Source organism: Bacillus sp. FDAARGOS_235 (genome assembly GCF_002073415.2).
Taxonomy (GTDB): domain Bacteria; phylum Bacillota; class Bacilli; order Bacillales; family Bacillaceae_G; genus Bacillus_A; species Bacillus_A toyonensis.
The window spans coordinates 314,136-332,235 of record NZ_CP020437.2; the positions used below are offsets into that span (position 1 = coordinate 314,136).

Annotated in this window: 21 protein-coding genes and 3 pseudogenes; 10 read left to right on the forward strand and 14 right to left on the reverse strand. The window is 32.1% G+C overall.

The features are described from left to right. Nucleotides 1–52: 52 nt before the first annotated feature. Genes A6J74_RS03230 through A6J74_RS03240 form a run of 3 tightly spaced genes read left to right on the forward strand, consistent with a single transcriptional unit; the run spans nt 53 to nt 1,593 of the window. Nucleotides 53–580 carry a GNAT family N-acetyltransferase gene (locus tag A6J74_RS03230; RefSeq protein WP_000409226.1) on the forward strand — a complete coding sequence of 176 codons (528 nt, stop codon included), beginning with the start codon at nt 53–55 and terminating at the stop codon, nt 578–580. Nucleotides 581–596: 16 nt separating this feature from the next. Further along, the gene (locus A6J74_RS03235; RefSeq protein ID WP_000999060.1) at nt 597–1,118 is read left to right on the forward strand and encodes a YfiT family bacillithiol transferase; all 522 of its coding nucleotides are present in this window, start codon (nt 597–599) and stop codon (nt 1,116–1,118) included. Between the two features lies 1 nt (nt 1,119). Further along, on the forward strand, nt 1,120–1,593 hold the full coding sequence (locus tag A6J74_RS03240; RefSeq protein ID WP_001021462.1) for a GNAT family N-acetyltransferase: 474 nt from the start codon (nt 1,120–1,122) through the stop codon (nt 1,591–1,593). Nucleotides 1,594–1,712: 119 nt separating this feature from the next. Here A6J74_RS03240 and A6J74_RS03245 read toward each other — a convergent pair whose 3' ends face one another. Next, entirely contained in the window at nt 1,713–2,090 is a 378-nt protein-coding gene (locus tag A6J74_RS03245; RefSeq protein ID WP_000522467.1) for a PH domain-containing protein, read from the reverse strand. Between the two features lie 179 nt (nt 2,091–2,269). Here A6J74_RS03245 and A6J74_RS03250 point away from each other — a divergent pair, with 179 nt between their 5' ends. From A6J74_RS03250 to A6J74_RS03275, 6 genes and pseudogenes are all read left to right on the forward strand, one after another. Beyond that, the gene (locus tag A6J74_RS03250) at nt 2,270–3,121 is read left to right on the forward strand and encodes a patatin-like phospholipase family protein (protein WP_000789300.1); all 852 of its coding nucleotides are present in this window, start codon (nt 2,270–2,272) and stop codon (nt 3,119–3,121) included. Nucleotides 3,122–3,133: 12 nt separating this feature from the next. Continuing rightward, nucleotides 3,134–3,505: a YxiJ-like family protein gene (locus tag A6J74_RS03255; protein WP_000765928.1), complete on the forward strand. Its 372-nt coding sequence runs from the start codon at nt 3,134–3,136 to the stop codon at nt 3,503–3,505. Between the two features lie 268 nt (nt 3,506–3,773). Continuing rightward, nucleotides 3,774–4,133: a hypothetical protein gene (locus A6J74_RS03260; RefSeq protein WP_000432673.1), complete on the forward strand. Its 360-nt coding sequence runs from the start codon at nt 3,774–3,776 to the stop codon at nt 4,131–4,133. Between the two features lie 36 nt (nt 4,134–4,169). Further along, nucleotides 4,170–5,341 (forward strand): annotated as a pseudogene (locus tag A6J74_RS03265) (alpha/beta hydrolase). A gap of 45 nt (nt 5,342–5,386) precedes the next feature. Then, nucleotides 5,387–5,794, forward strand: a complete 408-nt coding sequence (locus A6J74_RS03270) for a DnaJ family domain-containing protein (RefSeq protein WP_001070911.1) — start codon at nt 5,387–5,389, stop codon at nt 5,792–5,794. Nucleotides 5,795–5,872: 78 nt separating this feature from the next. After that, nucleotides 5,873–6,688 carry a YwqG family protein gene (locus A6J74_RS03275; RefSeq protein ID WP_000799792.1) on the forward strand — a complete coding sequence of 272 codons (816 nt, stop codon included), beginning with the start codon at nt 5,873–5,875 and terminating at the stop codon, nt 6,686–6,688. Nucleotides 6,689–7,412: 724 nt separating this feature from the next. On the opposite strand, the pseudogene A6J74_RS03280 reads toward A6J74_RS03275, so the two are convergent. Together A6J74_RS03280 and A6J74_RS03285 are read right to left on the reverse strand one after the other, a co-directional pair. Then, nucleotides 7,413–7,806 (reverse strand): annotated as a pseudogene (locus A6J74_RS03280) (RidA family protein). A gap of 53 nt (nt 7,807–7,859) precedes the next feature. Further along, on the reverse strand, nt 7,860–8,633 hold the full coding sequence (locus A6J74_RS03285; RefSeq protein WP_001165398.1) for a helix-turn-helix domain-containing protein: 774 nt from the start codon (nt 8,631–8,633) through the stop codon (nt 7,860–7,862). A 296-nt stretch (nt 8,634–8,929) separates the two neighbouring features. Here A6J74_RS03285 and A6J74_RS03290 point away from each other — a divergent pair, with 296 nt between their 5' ends. After that, a complete protein-coding gene (locus tag A6J74_RS03290; protein WP_001037056.1) occupies nt 8,930–9,892 on the forward strand; it encodes an MBL fold metallo-hydrolase in 963 nt (320 codons plus the stop codon). A 141-nt stretch (nt 9,893–10,033) separates the two neighbouring features. On the opposite strand, the gene A6J74_RS03295 is transcribed toward A6J74_RS03290, so the two are convergent. From A6J74_RS03295 to A6J74_RS03345, 11 genes and pseudogenes are all read right to left on the reverse strand, one after another. Beyond that, complete coding sequence (locus A6J74_RS03295) at nt 10,034–10,516, reverse strand: NUDIX hydrolase (RefSeq protein ID WP_000548766.1); 483 nt, start codon at nt 10,514–10,516, stop codon at nt 10,034–10,036. Nucleotides 10,517–10,538: 22 nt separating this feature from the next. Beyond that, nucleotides 10,539–11,669: a DNA polymerase III subunit beta gene (gene dnaN / locus A6J74_RS03300; RefSeq protein ID WP_000394495.1), complete on the reverse strand. Its 1,131-nt coding sequence runs from the start codon at nt 11,667–11,669 to the stop codon at nt 10,539–10,541. A gap of 30 nt (nt 11,670–11,699) precedes the next feature. Then, nucleotides 11,700–12,143: an NUDIX hydrolase gene (locus A6J74_RS03305; protein WP_000757645.1), complete on the reverse strand. Its 444-nt coding sequence runs from the start codon at nt 12,141–12,143 to the stop codon at nt 11,700–11,702. A gap of 154 nt (nt 12,144–12,297) precedes the next feature. Next, on the reverse strand, nt 12,298–12,714 hold the full coding sequence (locus tag A6J74_RS03310) for a GNAT family N-acetyltransferase (RefSeq protein WP_000706728.1): 417 nt from the start codon (nt 12,712–12,714) through the stop codon (nt 12,298–12,300). Nucleotides 12,715–12,847: 133 nt separating this feature from the next. Beyond that, on the reverse strand, nt 12,848–14,056 hold the full coding sequence (locus A6J74_RS03315; protein WP_000815141.1) for an L-lactate MFS transporter: 1,209 nt from the start codon (nt 14,054–14,056) through the stop codon (nt 12,848–12,850). A 280-nt stretch (nt 14,057–14,336) separates the two neighbouring features. Next, nucleotides 14,337–14,480 (reverse strand): hypothetical protein, encoded by a 144-nt coding sequence (locus tag A6J74_RS29910; protein WP_000653682.1) that lies wholly within the window; start codon nt 14,478–14,480, stop codon nt 14,337–14,339. 31 nt (nt 14,481–14,511) lie between these two features. Next, entirely contained in the window at nt 14,512–15,528 is a 1,017-nt protein-coding gene (locus A6J74_RS03325; protein ID WP_000288924.1) for a serine hydrolase domain-containing protein, read from the reverse strand. A 98-nt stretch (nt 15,529–15,626) separates the two neighbouring features. Continuing rightward, a complete protein-coding gene (locus tag A6J74_RS03330) occupies nt 15,627–15,893 on the reverse strand; it encodes a heterocycloanthracin/sonorensin family bacteriocin (RefSeq protein WP_001071376.1) in 267 nt (88 codons plus the stop codon). 197 nt (nt 15,894–16,090) lie between these two features. Continuing rightward, a pseudogene (locus A6J74_RS03335) lies at nt 16,091–16,480 on the reverse strand (NUDIX domain-containing protein). An 80-nt stretch (nt 16,481–16,560) separates the two neighbouring features. Next, entirely contained in the window at nt 16,561–17,019 is a 459-nt protein-coding gene (locus tag A6J74_RS03340; protein WP_001102690.1) for a GNAT family N-acetyltransferase, read from the reverse strand. A 76-nt stretch (nt 17,020–17,095) separates the two neighbouring features. Then, nucleotides 17,096–18,019: a nucleoside hydrolase gene (locus A6J74_RS03345; protein WP_000416768.1), complete on the reverse strand. Its 924-nt coding sequence runs from the start codon at nt 18,017–18,019 to the stop codon at nt 17,096–17,098. Between the last annotated feature and the right edge of the window lie 81 nt (nt 18,020–18,100).

Below are 18,100 nucleotides of genomic sequence, written 5' to 3' on the forward strand. Positions count from 1 at the left end.
TTGATTAAAAAAGAATGTATAACAGTTAGTAAATCAAGAAGGAGAATACGGGATGGAAATATACATCGAGCAACTAAAAAAACAAGATGCTGCGGATTTATTTACGTTTGAACTTACGAATAAATCTTTTTTTGAAACGATGGTACCAAATCGTGGTTCGCAATATTTCGATTTTGAATATTTTCAAAAACTATTAGACGATTTATTAATAGAACAGGCAGATGGAAATTCTTATTTTTATTTAATTCGTAATGAAGAAAAAGAAATTGTAGGACGAATTAACTTAGTAAATATAGATACCGAAACTCGAATCAGTTCGTTAGGTTATCGAGTCGGAGAAAAATTCACTAAAAAAGGAGTTGCAACAGCAGCTGTAAAATTAATTTTAGACGTAGCGAAAAATAATGAAATTAATGAGGTTCATGCTAAAACAACGACTAATAATCTTGCATCACAAATTGTACTAGAAAAAAGCGGATTTTCTTTTAAAAATGAAGCAGATACAACTTCTGTAGAATTAAACGGAGAACGTGTAAATTTTGTACATTATATTTGTAGAACTACTTTGTGTTCAAAATAATAGGGGGGACTTATTCATGAATGATTTACGTTATCCAATTGGCCAATTTACATACAAGCGTCCTATTACTGAGGAAATGATTGATAAATGGATTCAAGAAATTGAGGATGTACCTACTGATTTAGCAAAGGCAATTAAAGATTTAGATCAGAAGCAGTTAGACACACCGTATCGCGTTGGCGGATGGACAGTTCGTCAAGTTGTTCATCACGTTGTTGATAGCCATATGAATAGTTACATACGCTTTAAATTAGCACTAACAGAAAAGAATCCAACTATTAAACCGTATAAAGAAGAAAAGTGGGCAGAATTGCCAGATTCGAAACTACCTGTAGATGTTTCACTAGTAATGCTAGATTCATTACATAAAAGATGGGTTAACCTTTTATATTCATTAGAACCTACTGATTTAGAAAAGACATTTAATCATCCTGAATCTGGTGAAACAAAACTTGCTGTTGCAATTGGATTATACGCATGGCACGGTCGTCATCATACAGCACATATTACTTCATTAAGAAAGCGCCTAGATTGGTAAGATGAATATTATACTAAAAAGAGCAACTGAGAAAGATGCAGTGGACATATTCACAATGCAAGTTACATCATTTTATCCGTTATTAGAGAAGTACCAAGACTATGAGACGAGTCCAGCGAATGAGCCGATTCAACGAACGATGACAAGAATTAAATACCCGAATGGTGGATTTTATAAAATTATCGTAGATGGTCAGTTTGTCGGGGCAATATGTATATATTACAAAGAAAAAACAAATCAATTTTGGATAAGTCCTATGTTCATACATCCAGAGTTTCAAGGAAAAGGAATTGCTCAAAAAGTATTATTATTAATTGAGGAGATGTTTCCTGAAGCGATAAGTTGGGAACTTGCTACTATTTTAGAAGAAGAGAGAAATTGTTTTTTATATGAAAAGATAGGTTATAAAAGAACAGAAGTTATAAAGAAATTAAATGATAAAGCTACACTTATTTATTACAAAAAAGAAAGGTAAAGCATTAGAAATACGCTTTACCTTTTTATGTTAATAGAGATTAAATATACAAATACTTTGTATATACTTCCAAAACATTCGGGTTAGTAATTTCATAAATGAATAAAAATACAAAATAACTATTTTGTCGTATATGTTACTAACGCTTTTTGAATGCTTAAAATACTATCGTCACCTTTAAATTCTTTTGCAATTGGATCATCCATACTAGACACCCAAATTTTAAGCTCTGCATCTAAATCAAAATGCCCAGCTGTTTCAATGCTAAATTGTGTAATACTTTTATAAGGAATAGAATGATACTCTGTTTTTTTACCTGATATTCCTTGTTTATCTACTAAAATAAGACGACGATTTGTAAATACGATTAAATCGCGAATTAATTTATAAGCATGCTCAACTTTCTCATCGTCTAGCATAATCTTCTCTAAATCACGTTCTACACTTTCTGTACTCGCATTCGATGCATTTCCTAAAATACCGCTAAATAAACCCATATGAAATTCCTCCTTTAATATATGTGGGATGTGTTACTTATATTGTACCATGCTACTTACTAAGAAATTATGACATTACTTTAGTAGTTTCTGGTTATTGTTGCAATTCGATTATATAACCTCATCTTAAAATCTTATGCTAATATGTAAGTAAGAAAAAAGGAGTAGAGGGATATAGCATGAAGAATATTGGTTTAGTATTAGAGGGCGGAGGAATGAAAGGTTTATATACTGCAGGAGTACTCGAATATTTCATGGAACAAAACTTATTCTTTCCGTATGTAGTCGGTGTATCTGCTGGAGCGTGTATGGGAGCAACCTATTTGTCACGTCAAAAAGGAAGGAATAAGAAAGTGAATACAGAGCTAGTAGCAGATCACAGATATATATCTTATCGAAATTTAATCAGAAAACGTGAATTATTTGGTATGGATTTTCTATTTGATGAAGTACCAAACAAAATTGTACCGTTTGATTTTCAAACTTTCCTACATTCAAATGAACAGTTTGTAATTGGAACGACCGATTGCGATTCAGGACAGGCTGTTTATTATAATAAACAGGAACATGGAAATGATATTTTAAAAATCATTCGTGCATCAAGCTCTGTCCCGTTTATAGCACCTGCTGTAGAATACGATAATCGAAAGTTGTTAGATGGAGGGATTATAGATCCTATACCAGTTTTTAAAGCGCAAAATGATGGTTATGAAAAGAACGTTGTTATTATGACAAAACCAGAAGGATATGAGAAGCAGCGAAATAAATTTTCTGGCCTGGCTAAAATTTTATATAGAAAATATCCGAAAATCGCAGAGACTTTAGTAGAGCATTATCGTTTTTATAATGAGACGATATCTTATATGAATCAAAAAGAACAAAAAGATAATTTTTATGTTATTCAGCCTAGCGTACAACTTCCTATAAGCGGAATAGAAAGAAATAAGGAAAAGCTTGTTAATCTATATAATCTTGGGTATATCGATGCTCAATATCACTATGAAAACTTATTAAATTGGATAGAGAAATAAAGGAGTGGGTATTTGAAGTTAGGAAAACAAATTATGTTTAATGAATTGCAAAAAATGCATAGTCCTCTATATAAACCATTTCCGAATTGTGACATTCAAAAAATACGGAAAGATTATAAAAATATGTTCACAGAAGATGATTGTATAAGCGCTGATTTAAATTATTATTGGATGCATACAGCAGGGACTTTGAGTTACGTACTTAATGAAAACGAAAAGGAGATTTCGTTTGAGCAAATAAAGTGGCTGAGAAAATCATTTTTCGAATGGTTTCCGCAATATCGTTTTATAGAAACAGAAATTGTGAAGTATCCCGTTTTGTATAGAAATTTCATGAATTATGAGAAAGCGCGAAAACTATTACTATATTATCTTACTGAATAAAAATTAAAACGTACAAGTTATGCTGCTTGTGCGTTTTTTTTCATAAAAAATACAATTTTAATACCTTGTTTATATAGGGATTCTAATACGAAGAAAGAAGTACATATAGAATGATGTAAGGGAGGGAGAGGCGCTTAGATACCGTTTTCCTTTAATCCATTATCCACCTCGAATATAGTTAGTTATTTATGATAAAATATTTCGAGTGAAATTAAGTACTTATTATATCCAGTATTAAATAAGTTAAGCCAGGAGGAACAACAGTAAAATGGAAAACGTATCAAATCTAGACAAATCGGAATCAATAAAATCTTTACAATCAACAATTCGTAAACTTGAAAATGCACTGTCACAAATGACTCAAAAAGGTGCAAATACTACATTAGTGAAAAAACGATTTAAAGCTGTTTGCATAGGGTTAGCAGCGCTAGAAAACGCTTGGAATCAACAAAGTCATCAGTATAGTCAAGAAGAGTTAATAGAAGCTCGTAATGTCCTTGTTGGTTTGCTTCCATCAATGGAGAGGGCTTATGATAAGTCTAAAGTAGGTAGTCCGCAAAGAACTCTTTTAACAAGAAGAATAAAAGCGTTGGAACTATCTGTTCAGGCAATTGATAAACTTTCCTAATAAAAAGAAAGAACTACAACGAAGGAGGAAGTGGGGGTGACTTCAATAATTAGTCCTAAGTTAGAGGAACTGAATAATTAATTAAAAAATGGAAACGAGAAAGCTTTTTATACTTTTTTGCATGAAATAAAGTCGAATAATACGCCACTAATAGAACAATGTCCTGTAGCTAATCAGTATAAGCTTATAACGTATATTTGGTTAAGGGACCGAAAAACTGAAAATGTTTATGTATTCGGCAGTTTTCCTGGTTGGGATCTGTCTGTAAATCAATTAAAACGATTGTTACAGACAGATATTTGGTATGAAACGTTTAGGACGGATAAGAGTTTTATTTCAACGTACTATTTTTCAGTAAACGATTTTTTCAAAAATGATTGGATAAAGCGTAGTGGACAGTACCAACTAGACCAATTTAATGGAAATACATTTGGAGAAGGTGCCAATAAAGCGTCTATGTTAAACACAGGAATGGAAGTGCAGTATAGCAGTCGTTTTCCTTCAAAACATTATCCATCCGGAAAAATTGAAACATATTCTTTTCATAGTACGATTTTAAATAACACACGTAAAATTCATATTTATACGCCTCATGATTATTCTCACACTTCACATCTTCAAGAACTTCTCATTGTATTTGATGGGAATTCATTCATTAATAACCTTTCAATCGCAAGAACACTCAATTATTTAATTCACACAAAAGAAATCCCATCTTGTATTGCTGTTGCTATAGAACCAGTTGATCGGCTAGAAGAGCTAACTTATAACGATAAAATGAATATATTTTTAACAGAGGAATTACTGCCGTGGATTCATGCTAAGTATCGTGTGCATAAAGACGCGAAACATACAACAATTGCCGGTTTCAGTCTTGGTGGCTTAGCAGCTTTTTATGCAGCGCTTCAAAATCCACATGTTTTCGGGAACGTGTTGTCAATGTCTGGATCCGTACATTGGAAAAAGGATGGTTATGAAAATATAATTCCTTGGATTGAAAATCAAATTTCATCTATAGATTCAAATGCGATGCAACCTCATTTTTATATAGCAGCAGGAGAACTTGAAAACAAACCTCTTTTAACAGCCAATAGACGCCTGTATAAAGCTTTAAAAGAAAAAGATACCAAATTACTTATGAAGAATTTCAAGGCGGTCATGACGGTGTTTGGTGGCGAGAAAAGTTATTTGATGGATTGAAAGCGTAAAAACCTGCAAAAACGCTACTATAAAATATAAAGGAGAGAGATTTTATGAATCAAGAAGAACTAGATAAAAAACTAAAAAAGCAAGAGATTTTAGTAAAAGATGAGAAAATTTGGTCCTATACGTATGAGGATCATATTAGTTCTATCGTTAAAGAAGCAGAAAAGAAAGGGTCTTTTGATAATTTGCCAGGTAAAGGGAAACCTCTAAATCTAGATAAAAATCTTTCGTATAATCCTGAAAAACAACTGTATAGAACTTTGAAAAATAATCATGTTTTACCTAGGTGGATTGAGCTTTCAAAGGAAATTGATGATTTAAAAGAAAGGCTAAAAGAAACTACAAATACTGCAGAAGCAGCGGATTTAATTCGAACTATTAATAAAAAGGTTTTAGAACATAATCTACTTTGTCCACCAAGTGCGCAAAAAACGAGGATGAAAACGGACTTTTAACAATTTTCAATGAAGCTATCTCTTACTATATAATTAAGTAAGGCATTTTCAATTCATTATTAAAGGGAGGCAAATGTGATGAAGAATACGTATCAACTTCAAATTCCGAAAGAACTAGAACAGTATCGTAGTATTTTAGAAGAAAGTGTGAAACCGTATGTTAAAGTTTCTGGAACATTAGCAGAGACAACTCTTTTTGAGAGTAAGTTTGGTGGTCATCCGTATTTACCTATAGATCAAGAGCATCCTAAAGACTCAAATGGGCAACCGATGATGCTACTTGCTCAATTAAACTTTGAAGAAATGCCTCATATTGAATATATGCCTCAAAATGGTATGTTACAGTTTTTCGTAAGTGCTGATGATGAGCTTTTTGGAGCAGATTTTGATCATCCAACTGACCAAAAAGACTTTCGAATTATGTATCATTCTACAATTACAGAAGATTTAACTAAGGTTATTACTGATTTCAGTTATTTAAACACTTTAGATTCAGAGGATTTTATCATACCTGAAGCAGCAAAACTAAAGTTTGAATTGAATTATCAACCAGTAACATCTAGAGATTATCGATTTGAAATGATTTTTAACGATAACATTGATTGGGAAGAAATCGTTGATAAAGAAAACAATACAGAATTAGGCGAACTGTATGATGATTTATGCGAAGATCAAGGGCATAAAATTGGTGGTTATCCATTTTTTACACAGACAGATCCAAGAGAATGGCAAGAAAAATACAAACAGCATGATGTGTTATTGCTGCAAATCGATACAGACGACTCATTAAATATTATGTGGGGAGATTCTGGTGTTGCTAATTTCTTTATAAAGAAAGATGATTTGTTAAATCTAGATTTTTCCAATGTTATTTACAATTGGGATTGCTACTAAAAAGATATATATAATCTAATAGCAAGTTAAAAAATCTTCCTGAAGGCGAGGAGGATTTTTTTATGTTACAAATAAACGTTATGTTAACTAGCGTATAGAACAATAAGCGCATTAAAAGTCAAGCGTAAATGATAGAAATAACAACAAATAAAGTAAAGCTGTAAAACGTGTGTAAATAGCAATAAATTGAATAAGTAAAACATAAAATAAAATTATTAATTTATATTTTGTATAGAAATAATTTTTATGCAGAAAAATTTCTTGTCGATTAAAAATGATTTGGATTCGTTAAATCTTAAGCAATTATTGATTAGGATTTGCTATGATTCATTTAAAGCAAAATAAACGATAAAACTGTAGAAATTCATAAAGATTAGATTTTATGGGAATCTCACTGAAAATCTCCGTTTTGTCTCATTAAGTATAGTTTACTTGGTTTTTGATACCTGTAAACACTTTGTTTCTATAACTGCCTATAATATATATTATGTCAACTAATAAAAAGTAATAAACTTATTGAATATTATTATTTTTTATACTCCCCTTTTCTTTGTTTGTACGTGATTGATTAGTTCGTTACTTTTAAATCAGTGCAATTTGTTTGACTTTGCATTTATAATTTATATGTTCTTGAAAATGCTTTTTAATTAAACAACAAATAAAAAGCAACTTGTTTTAATTAAAGAACAAGTTGCTTTGAGAATGATTAATATATGTTTATTTATTAGTTTGCTACAGCAATTGCTTCGATTTCAATTACTAATTCGTCGTGAATTAGTTTGTTAACTTCTACAGCTGAACTTGCTGGTGGATTGTTTGTATTGATATACTGATTACATATTTCTCTATCTATGGCCATTTTTGAAATGACTGTTAGAAAAAATGTTAATTTTATAACCTCATTAAAGTTTAATCCGGAAGATTCAAAAGTAGTCTTTATATTTTCAAATACTTGTCTTGTTTGTAAACTTAAATCGTTAATTCCAACTATTCGACCATCAGTATTTATAGCGATTTTTCCAGATATATACGGTCCGTTTGGTGTTGCTAACCTCGACTATATGTGAATATCCAAAAGTGGCTGGCATCGTTTCTGGATTCAAAAATTTCTTTTGCAATAAACAATCTTCTAATATGTTATATCATAAAAGAATTCTTACTTATTAGTATATTATTCTTCTTTTTGCTGAAAAATAGTGTTTTTACGCTCTAAATACAATCCTTTATCTTTATAAATCCACTTTGAAAATTTATTAACATTTTCTTTACCACTAAGGTATATGCGATATTGTTTTACTTTGTCAACAAAACTCAATTGGAATTTATTATTCTCAAGTATACCTTTAAAAGAATTCATAAAATTATATGATCCACCAACGAAGCTAACAAAGTATTTATGAGAGTTTACATGTCCATCCCCATCAAAATACCCACGAACAAAATGATGTAAATATTCTTCTGGTACAAAAGGAAATTCGATGTTACATGATTTACACGGCATGATTCCGTGTATGTTCATAATGTCGTCTTTTATTGTTTTACTATTAATGTTTAGCATATATACGCCAGTTTTTTTATTTTGGTAAAGTGGCTGGTTTGTGTTTAATTCTTTTTTAATATCTTCTAAAATGTCACTTTCTTTTTGTGAGATACTGACACATTGGTTTTCTTTTTGGATTACACCATCTGCTGCTATAAACCCTAAAATATAAGCCGTGTTATTTGACCACGTTTTAAAATAATCTTCTGTTATGTCATACTTTCTCCTCCAGCTCCCTATAGCGCGCCTTGGAACGTTGTTGTCTGTTAGAACCATACGAATATACCTTGCAGACACATTAGCAAGTATAGCAATTTCTGAGGTACTCTTCCCTTCTGCATACAACTGGATGATTTCAGATTTTGATAGTTTACATTTTGACTTCTTTTTTCTCTCTATTTGCATCTACATCCTCTCCTTCCTATTGTTCATTAGAGACATATTCTCTTCTATAACATACAACGAAACATATGTTCTTCGATTCTTATAAGAGGAATTTTACTAAATTAAAATAATTTACATTTACTTCATATTAGTTTTATCTGCTGCTGAATAAATTTCATTTTATATATACGAATAACGAATTTGACGAATTTATGAAATGTACTGCATGTAAGATGAAAGGTAAAATGATATAGTTTAAACTACAAATAGCTACAATAACAACATACGTATATTGTTAAACGTAAAAAGGAGAACCAATGAATAAGAAATATACAAATCAAATTCATACTGATATGAGTTTTAAACCGAAAGATATTATAGGTTTAATGACGGATTATTTTAAAATGAAATCAAAGCTACGTCCTATAAAGGATTTACCTATCGTTTTATCAAATAAAGACGATGAATCTTTAGAGAGTGTTACATGGTTTGGCCATTCTGCGTCTCTTTTAAAAGTAGAAGGTAAAAAGCTGTTATTAGATCCTATGCTTGGTGATGCCTCTTCCCCATTTCCTATTTTTAATAGTAAGCGGTATAGTGGTGCGTTTTCTTTAGAACGTGAAGACCTTCAAGAAATTGATGCGATTATCATTTCACATAATCACTATGACCACTTAAATTATAAAAGTATTATGGAGTTAAAAGATCGTACGAAGCATTTTTACGTTCCGACGGGAGTTGCACAATATCTTATTAAATGGGGTGTTTCACCTAGTAAGATTAGTGAGCATAAATGGTGGGATGAAATTACGTTTGATACTATTAAGTTAGTATGCGCTCCTGCAAGGCATTTCTCTGGACGAAGTATGACAGATAGAGATCGTTCGTTATGGTGTTCATGGCTTATTCTTGGTCAAGAAACTAAAGTCTTTTTTAGTGGTGATAGCGGATATGCTCCTCACTTTAAAGAGATTGGTGATAAATACGGTCCATTTGATCTTACTTTAATGGAATGCGGGCAATATGATACACGTTGGTCTGCTATTCATATGTTGCCAGAAGAGACGGTACAAGCTCATATTGACGTTAAAGGAGAATTACTACTTCCGATTCATTGGGGTGCTTTTACATTAGCGTTGCATGAATGGAGCGATCCAATTGAACGTGTTACGAAAGAAGCAAAACGTTTAGGAGTTACAGTTGCAACGCCGCAAATTGGTGAATCAATTACATTAAAACCTACAAACTATCTTTCATCAGCTTGGTGGCGCGAAGTTTAATTGTATATGTAAAAAAGAGCGAACCTTTTTATAAGGGATTCGCTCTTTTTGTAATTAGGTTTCTTTGCATTTAAGCGCACCTATTAGTTAAAAATTATCCGCTCTTTTATGTTAAAAGATTTACTTCTTTAAAAATATTTCTTAAATAATAACCAATTCTTCATTCCTATAATCTATTAATTTATGACTAGATAATACAAAATTGTGCTCTAATATGAATTCATTATGAAGTACTTCAGGTAATAATTTAGGTAACATCTCTCCTACACCGTAATTATAGTCGCTTAATATCCAAGACACACTTTTCCAATCTAAAATCCCTTCGGATACCTTTTTAGGTGTATTATATGTAACTTCATTTTGTAGTTCTATCACATAAACATACATGCCACCAGAGTATGAGGAGTCTTCCCACTTAATAATCCCTTTAAATTGAATTTGATTTAGCTTAACATCTATATTAGTCTCTTCTTTTATTTCACGAATTGCACTTGCTAAAGGTGTTTCTCCCGGTTCTATCTTCCCTCCTACCCCGTTCCATAATCCTTTTACAGGGTCATATTCTCTATTCAGCACCAGTATTTCTTCATTTCTTTTTATGAAGCATAAAGTGTGCTTGTGCATAATGTAAGTCCTTCCTTTGTTCCTAATAAGCTCTTACTGGCGATATAAGATGTACTGCGGCAGATTGCTCTCCTGCTTCGATTAATATCGGTCTCATTGAACCACCAAAACTTAAAGTAACCATTTCTTCTGTTATTGCCCTTAAAGCATCTACCATAAATCGTCCGTCGAAAGATATATTTAATTGTTTTTCACCTTGAATCGCATCTACTTGTTGTGTTTCAGCTATTTTACCAATCTGAGAAGCGTTAGAAGAAATTTTAATTGTGGATTCATTGATGATTTCTAAGTTGACGTTGTTATTTGCCCATTCACTTGCTAATAAGCTCGATCGATCTACACCTTGTAAAATCTTTTTTCTTTCTACGTTAATAACCGTTTGAAATTCATTTGGAATGAGATTAGATATATTAGGATATTTCCCTTCAATGAGTCTTGAATATAACGTAGTTGTTCCGAATGTAAAAATAACGTGACTGTCTGAAAGGTATATGTATACGAATTCCGTATTACTGTTCATTAATTTTAGAAGTTCACTAATAGTTGCGCTTGGTACGATACAATTTGCTTTCGCATCTGAAGAAATTGGCGTTTCACGTATAGCTAGTCTATGTGAGTCAGTAGCAGCGCAAACTAATTTATTGTGATCTAACTCTATATGTACTCCGGTGAGAACAGGTCTGGATTCATTTTTAGCTACTGCAAAAACAGTTTGTTTAAACACTTCAATCAATTGTTCTGTTTCTACTTGTATTTCTGCATGATCCCCTATAAGTGGTACATTCGGAAACTCATTTGCTGGAAGTCCATTTAAGTTTAATGTGATTTCTTCTGATTGTATCGTAATGATTTGCTCATTTTTACTTTTTATTACTATATCACTTGGCATTTTCTTTATAATTTCAATGAAATATTTTGCAGGTACAACAATAGTTCCTGCTTGTAATATAGTTGCAATCTGTTCGTCTTCGATTGAATTAGGTATAAATTTTTTAATAAAAACATTCGAGTTACTTGCGATTAAAGTAATTCCAGATTGATCGGCTGTTATTTTGATACCAGATAATATAGGAATTAAAACTTTTGTAGATATAGCTTTACTTACTTCTGAAAGTGCTTGAGTGAAATGTTTGTGACTAACGATAAACTCCATTTTTTCCCCGCCTTAAATGAAATAATTTATTTATAAAGATTGATGAACGATTGTTCCGTTAAAAAAGTAAGGTACTGTTTCTTTCCTTTGTAAAAAATCTAGTAACTGTTCAGGTATACGTAAATACGGTGCTGCTATATGTAATTCCATCCAAGTAATCTCTTCGATTTCTTTTGGACGGGATATATATGTCTCTCCGCCGATTATTTCACCTAAAAAATTAAAGAAAATGGCATGATGGCCTCTCTCCTCGAAAAAGGCTTCGCTTATGGAACAAATCCCCTTTACAGTTATATGTAGCCCTGTTTCTTCTTTTACTTCCCGAATGACTGCCTCTTCTAACGTTTCCCCAAATTTAACTGAGCCACCTGGTAATGTGTAATAAGACCCATTTTTTCCTTTGTTTTTTACCATTAAGATTTTTTCGTTCGTTTTATCGTACAAAAGCGCGTATGTAACATTAACCTTTTTCATATTTACCCCTTTATTAATAAGAATTTTCTGCCTCTATTTCATTTTACCAGATACATACAAATTAAAAAGAACGTATTTTGATATAGATGATTCAAAATACGTTCTTTTTAATTTATTGAATTTTATATATTGAGATTAATTAATTCTATACACTTTATAACCTTTTCTCTAAATAATAATGATTATGTCCTTTTGGATGATCTTCACTCACTCCAATGACTATAAATCCATGTTTTTTATAAAAATCCGGAGCTTGAAAGCTAAACGTATCTAAGTTGATTAGCCTACATCCTTTTTCAATTGCAAATTCTTCGATAAGTTTTATTAATTTACTTCCGTATCCTTCGTGTCTGCATTCTTCAGAAACCCATAGGAAATCAACATGTACATGGTGCCAAAATGTTATAGCTGTTATCCCACCTACTATTTCCTCTTTTTCATTTTTCACTATAAAACTAACCTTTTCCGAAGGTGTTTTCTCTTCATTTGAAAGATGTTTTTGATTATATTCAATTACTTTCTCTCGTATGTAATCACTATCTTCTTGAACCCATTGCTTTACTATCTTCATTTTACATATCACACTCCTTTTATTTTATCTATTCCATTTCATAATTGTATTGTCCTGTCTTTACTAATCAATGAAAGGAGCATAGTTAACGTTGTAATGAAAAAGAGCCCTACGATAAGGCCTCTTTTTAAAACTAAGCTATTTTTCGATGTAACTGCTTGATTTCCTTTTTCTTCTCGACATTTGGCGGACGAATTAATATAGAAATAATGAAAGAAATCGCACATAAAACACCTATTGTAATAAAGGTTGGTTGAAATCCACCAAGTAATGCTCCAATGAATGAACCTGCAAGTGCACCAAATCCGAAACCTTGATATACAATCCCGTAATTTGTACTATGATTTTTTAAACCGAAGAAATCTCCGACAATGGCTGGGAATATTGTAATATTACCGCCGAAGCAAAAGGCGACACTTGCTACACAAGCAAAATAAATCCCGTAATTTAATGGAATGAAACTAAGAGTAAAGACGGATACTCCAATAATAATAAATGTTGCAGAGACAATTTTCATTCTACCAATTTTATCTGATAACGTTCCAAGAATGATTCTACCTACTGTATTAAAGACTGCAATCATTGCGACGGCGTTAGCGGCGGTTGCTGCGCTAAGTCCAACGAGTTGTACGCCGATATCTTTTACCATACCGATTAAGTACAGACCACCCATACACGATGTGAATAACATGAAAAACAATAGATATACTTGTTTCGTTCTCATCATTTCACGTGGCGTATAATCATTGTGTAATGTTTCTGTTACCGTATTACTTACAATCGCTTCACGTAAGAAGAGCGATCCGATTAATACTAAAAGTAAGACGATAATGCCCCAATATAAAAATGCTTGTGATACACCTAGGCTATCGATAAGATTTCCGTTTATATATCTAAAAATTAAACTGCCCATTCCATATGCTGAAACAGATATTCCAGAAATAAGTCCTTTTCGATTTGGAAACCATTTAATTAAATTAGATAGTGACGTAATATAAGCTGTTCCATCCGCATACCCAACAACAACACCAGCTAATAAATATAGTAATGGTAAGGAAGAAACTTGTGAACTAAGTATTAAACCGAGTCCTAGAACAATTCCTGCAGTAGCGATAAGTTTACGAAGTCCTAATTTTCGCTGCAACTTTGCTGCAAACAAGGTTGAAAATGATAAAGAAAAGCTTGTTATGGAGAAAGTTATCGCAACTGAATTGAGATTCCATCCGAACTTACTTACAAGGGGTTGATTAAATAAACTCCATGTATAAATTGTTCCAAGGCCAATTTGAACAATGATTGTACCTAGAACAATTAATAGCGGATTTATAGAAGTTTGTTTCATACTAACTGTCCCCTTCTTTTATCTTGACATGAATTTTCACAGTTAGTATATCCATCATAAATTGCAAGATACTGTACGAAAAATGGAAATTAAGTTTATGTACACAAAAAGACACTTCATCATGAAGTGTCTTTTCGCAGGTTATATCAGATACATTTAAAGAAAGCTTTGTTAAGATAAGCCATTTTCAAGTGCTTATGTATATATGTTATCAAATATTTTCTTACATGTGATGGGACTTAAGACGTATTTTTTATTCGTCATATAGTCGGATGAGAAATTAATATTCGATTTCATCAAAATCTTTCGGCTGCGGTACAGTTTGCATGTTAGCTGCATCTTTCGGATCGCTAAAAATCGCATTTTGCTCTGTATTTACATCTTTTATATTTTGCTTTTTATCTTTGCTCACTTTATCTTTCAAATTCTTTCACTCCTTTTTGTTATAGGAGTAATTATGCCCTATTACAGCTAGTAAATGTATCGGCGACTAAATTGCTAAATTCACGTAAATAATATAAGTAATTATCACCGCCGTAGTTATATCTTTTATTGTACATTTTCGCAACAACTACATTATACTCAGGTATTACTAAAATGGTTGGTCCAGTAATTCCTAATATTTGATACGAACCTTTTGGAACACGTTCACCAAGTTCACTTAATTGTTTTGGTTCATTTTGAACGAACCAAAACAACCCGTTTTGTGGTAGTTCATTATTTTTATAAGCTGGACTCTGCAAGCTAGTAGCAATTTTTATAACTTCTTTTGGAACAACTTGTTTACCATTTATCATGCCTTGATTTAAATGAAGGTTGCCCCAATAAGCAAACTCTCTAGCTGAGACAAACAGATTTTTTTCGGTACCGTCATCTACTGTACCGACCTCACTGATCGCGTCTTCATTTGGATTATTAACAACGTTAACTAAATTTTCATTTTGCTGTATTCTCCATCCTGTTTCTTGGAAATTAGCAGGAGTAAATACACGCTCCTTTAACAATTCAGGAAAACTTTTATTATAAAGCCGATAAATGAGATGCGTCATCATTCTTACATTAATATCTCTATATGCCCAATCTTGTCCAGCTTCAAATTCACGGAAAATTGTCCCGTCATCCGTTTCTCCTAGACCGTGTGAATGAGTTACTAAATGCCTAATCGTTGTTTTATCAAGTAATGCAGGATCGAAGTCTTTAAAATACTTTATCGCTTCATCATCAATAGAGTTTATTTTCCCATCATAAAGCGCATACGCTACCATGAATCCTAAATAACTTTTTCTCGCAGAAGCGACGTTGAACTGTGAAGATGCTGTTACTTTTTTACTAGTAGATGTATTTGAATGATATCCACTATAATGCTCTAGTACAATTTTGTTATCCTTTATAATACATAGTGCTGTAGCAGAACTATGATTTTTTTCTTTTATATTCTCTACCCAAGAAATCAACTTTTCGTATGTATACAAATAAATCCCCCTTAATACTCATAAAAAATCACAACATGAAAGAAAAGTATTACTATAAACACCTTTCTTTCATGTGAAATATTATTGATTTTCTATACTTAAATGATCCACCAGTTCCAGCAATTAAAGCAACTGAAACATCCTGCGCAACCTACACATCCGCCGCAACGTCCTGCACAACCACCGCATCTGCCGCCACATCCACCACAGCGTCCACCACAACCTCCGCATCCACCGCAACGACGTGCATCGTCTTGAATATAATAGTATGGATATTGATTTTGTTGTTGATCCCAGTAAACTACATTACCAGATTGATAATCATTAAGGTTTAATGATTGTAGTTCTTGTTGAAACTGATTCATTACGAACCCCTCCATTTATAAGTAATTCCGCCCAAATGTAAAAAGTTTATATATTTTTGTAAACCAAATAGAAACAAAGCTACAGACTAAATACGTACATCAACAAAATATGAACTTACACTAGGTGATGTACCTTGTTTTTTAGCCTATTTTCTTTATATCCTTTCGAAGGACGTATTTACTATACATAGAGTGATTTAAAAATTACTTATCCAACAATTTAGTAGTTCATCATTTAATTTTCTTTCTAGTAATTCTTTAACGGAGGGCATTGGCATGATTTTATAAGTTTTTAAAGATTCTTTACTATAATCTATCCAATGAAATGCTAAATGAGATTCTCTAGAATTTGGTGGTAAATCAATTTGTAACTCTTTTGAAGATACTTCAAAATGTGGTTGATTTCATGATGAAGTATTTCTTTATCTTGCCATTGGTTTTCTATAACTCCTAAAAATCGTTTTATACTGCAGTTTACTTCAAGCTCCTTCTCTTAGTTCTCTTATTAATGCATTCTCTGCTGATTCCCCAATTTCAACATGGCCGCCAGGTAAAAAATAGTGATGCCCAATATATTCAGCAATCAATAATTTTTCATCTTTCTAGTCATTCACTATTACCTTGATTAAAGTAGTTATTTTCATTTCACGCTAATACTTAATAAAAGTTAAACAAATAAACGATATACTTGCTCACCGTCATAATCTTGCCCTAATGGTTGAAAACCGTAATGTTCATATAGTTTCTTTGCAGAGATATTCTCTTTATGTACTGTTAATCTAATTTCTTTACACGCCTTAAATTTATTTTTTATTAAATAAATGCTTTCTTGTAATGCTGATTTTCCATAACCATTGCCTTGCTGCTTTTGATCAATAATAAACCCGTTTATCCAATACATATTTGATGTCTCTCTTACAACCGCATACATAATAAAACCAACCATAAGATTACTAACGTATATAGCAAATGGTATGTACTCTACATTGTCACCATCTGGCTTTATATATACTTTAGCAAGTGAAACTGCTATGGCGGGGACAAATTTCCTTTGATCTTCTTTAACTTGTAACTGTAATGCCTCTTCCCAATTCTCTCTCGTAACAACCTTTAACTGGACATTCAATATTGTAAGCTCCTTTATAAAGAGGATATATTTTTATATTCAACGTAGTGAAATAATTCCCTTTTTCGACAACAGCTTATAACATGATTTTTATAAAATCTTGAATAAATTTTTGTTCATCTATTTCTAATGCTATACGGGCCCCTTTAGATATTGAGCTAGGGCGAAAATCAGCAAATGTTTGTCCTTTCGTATCTCCGTATATATCTACATTCACTGTACGATGCGCAAATTCAAAAAAACTTGGGTTAACTAATCCACTTATAGCAACCACATCATGTAGCAAAGGCCCTTCGATAGATGGATTAAGTTTTTGGTATGCAGATAAATAGTAATCATACATCGGTTTCATTATCGTATGAAATGGATTCTTTGAATTAGCTTGGATATAATTAAATACATTTGGAGTTAACACAGCTTTATTTGTTACATTTAAAGGGAATATGAATAAATTCTTTGCTTGCTGAAAAACAATTTTACTTGCTATAGGATCTCCATACACATTTGCCTCTGCTAATGGAGTAACGTTTCCTACTTCTAAAAAGACACCACCCATGAAATATATTCCTTTTACATTTAGTATTAAGTCATTCCATAAATTAAAAGCAATCGCTAATGAAGTAGATCTTCCTACATCAACAATTGTTAAATCTTTTCCATACTTTACAAGAATTGCAGCAATACTACCAAAATTATATATCGGAATAGATAATACGCTTTCTGGAACATGTATGGGCCCTAATCCTTCTAATCCATGAATTTCAGGATAGTACGTTGAAATTTCTTCAGTAAGTGGTTTTGTTGCGCCGCTAATGACAGGAATGTCTTGCCTATTTGCTAACTGTAAAATATACGCCGCATTATGTGCAGCATGTATATGCTCAACATTTCCATATCCAGTTACAATACCGACAATTTCAATTTCGGGATGCAGTAAACCATACATAATGGCAAATGAGTCATCAATTCCTGGATCTCCAAAAAATAATACTTTTTCCAAGAAATACTCTCCTTCCATAAAAAAATAAAGCAAACAATAGTTATGTATATGAAAAATGCAAGTATATCTATGCAAATTTTA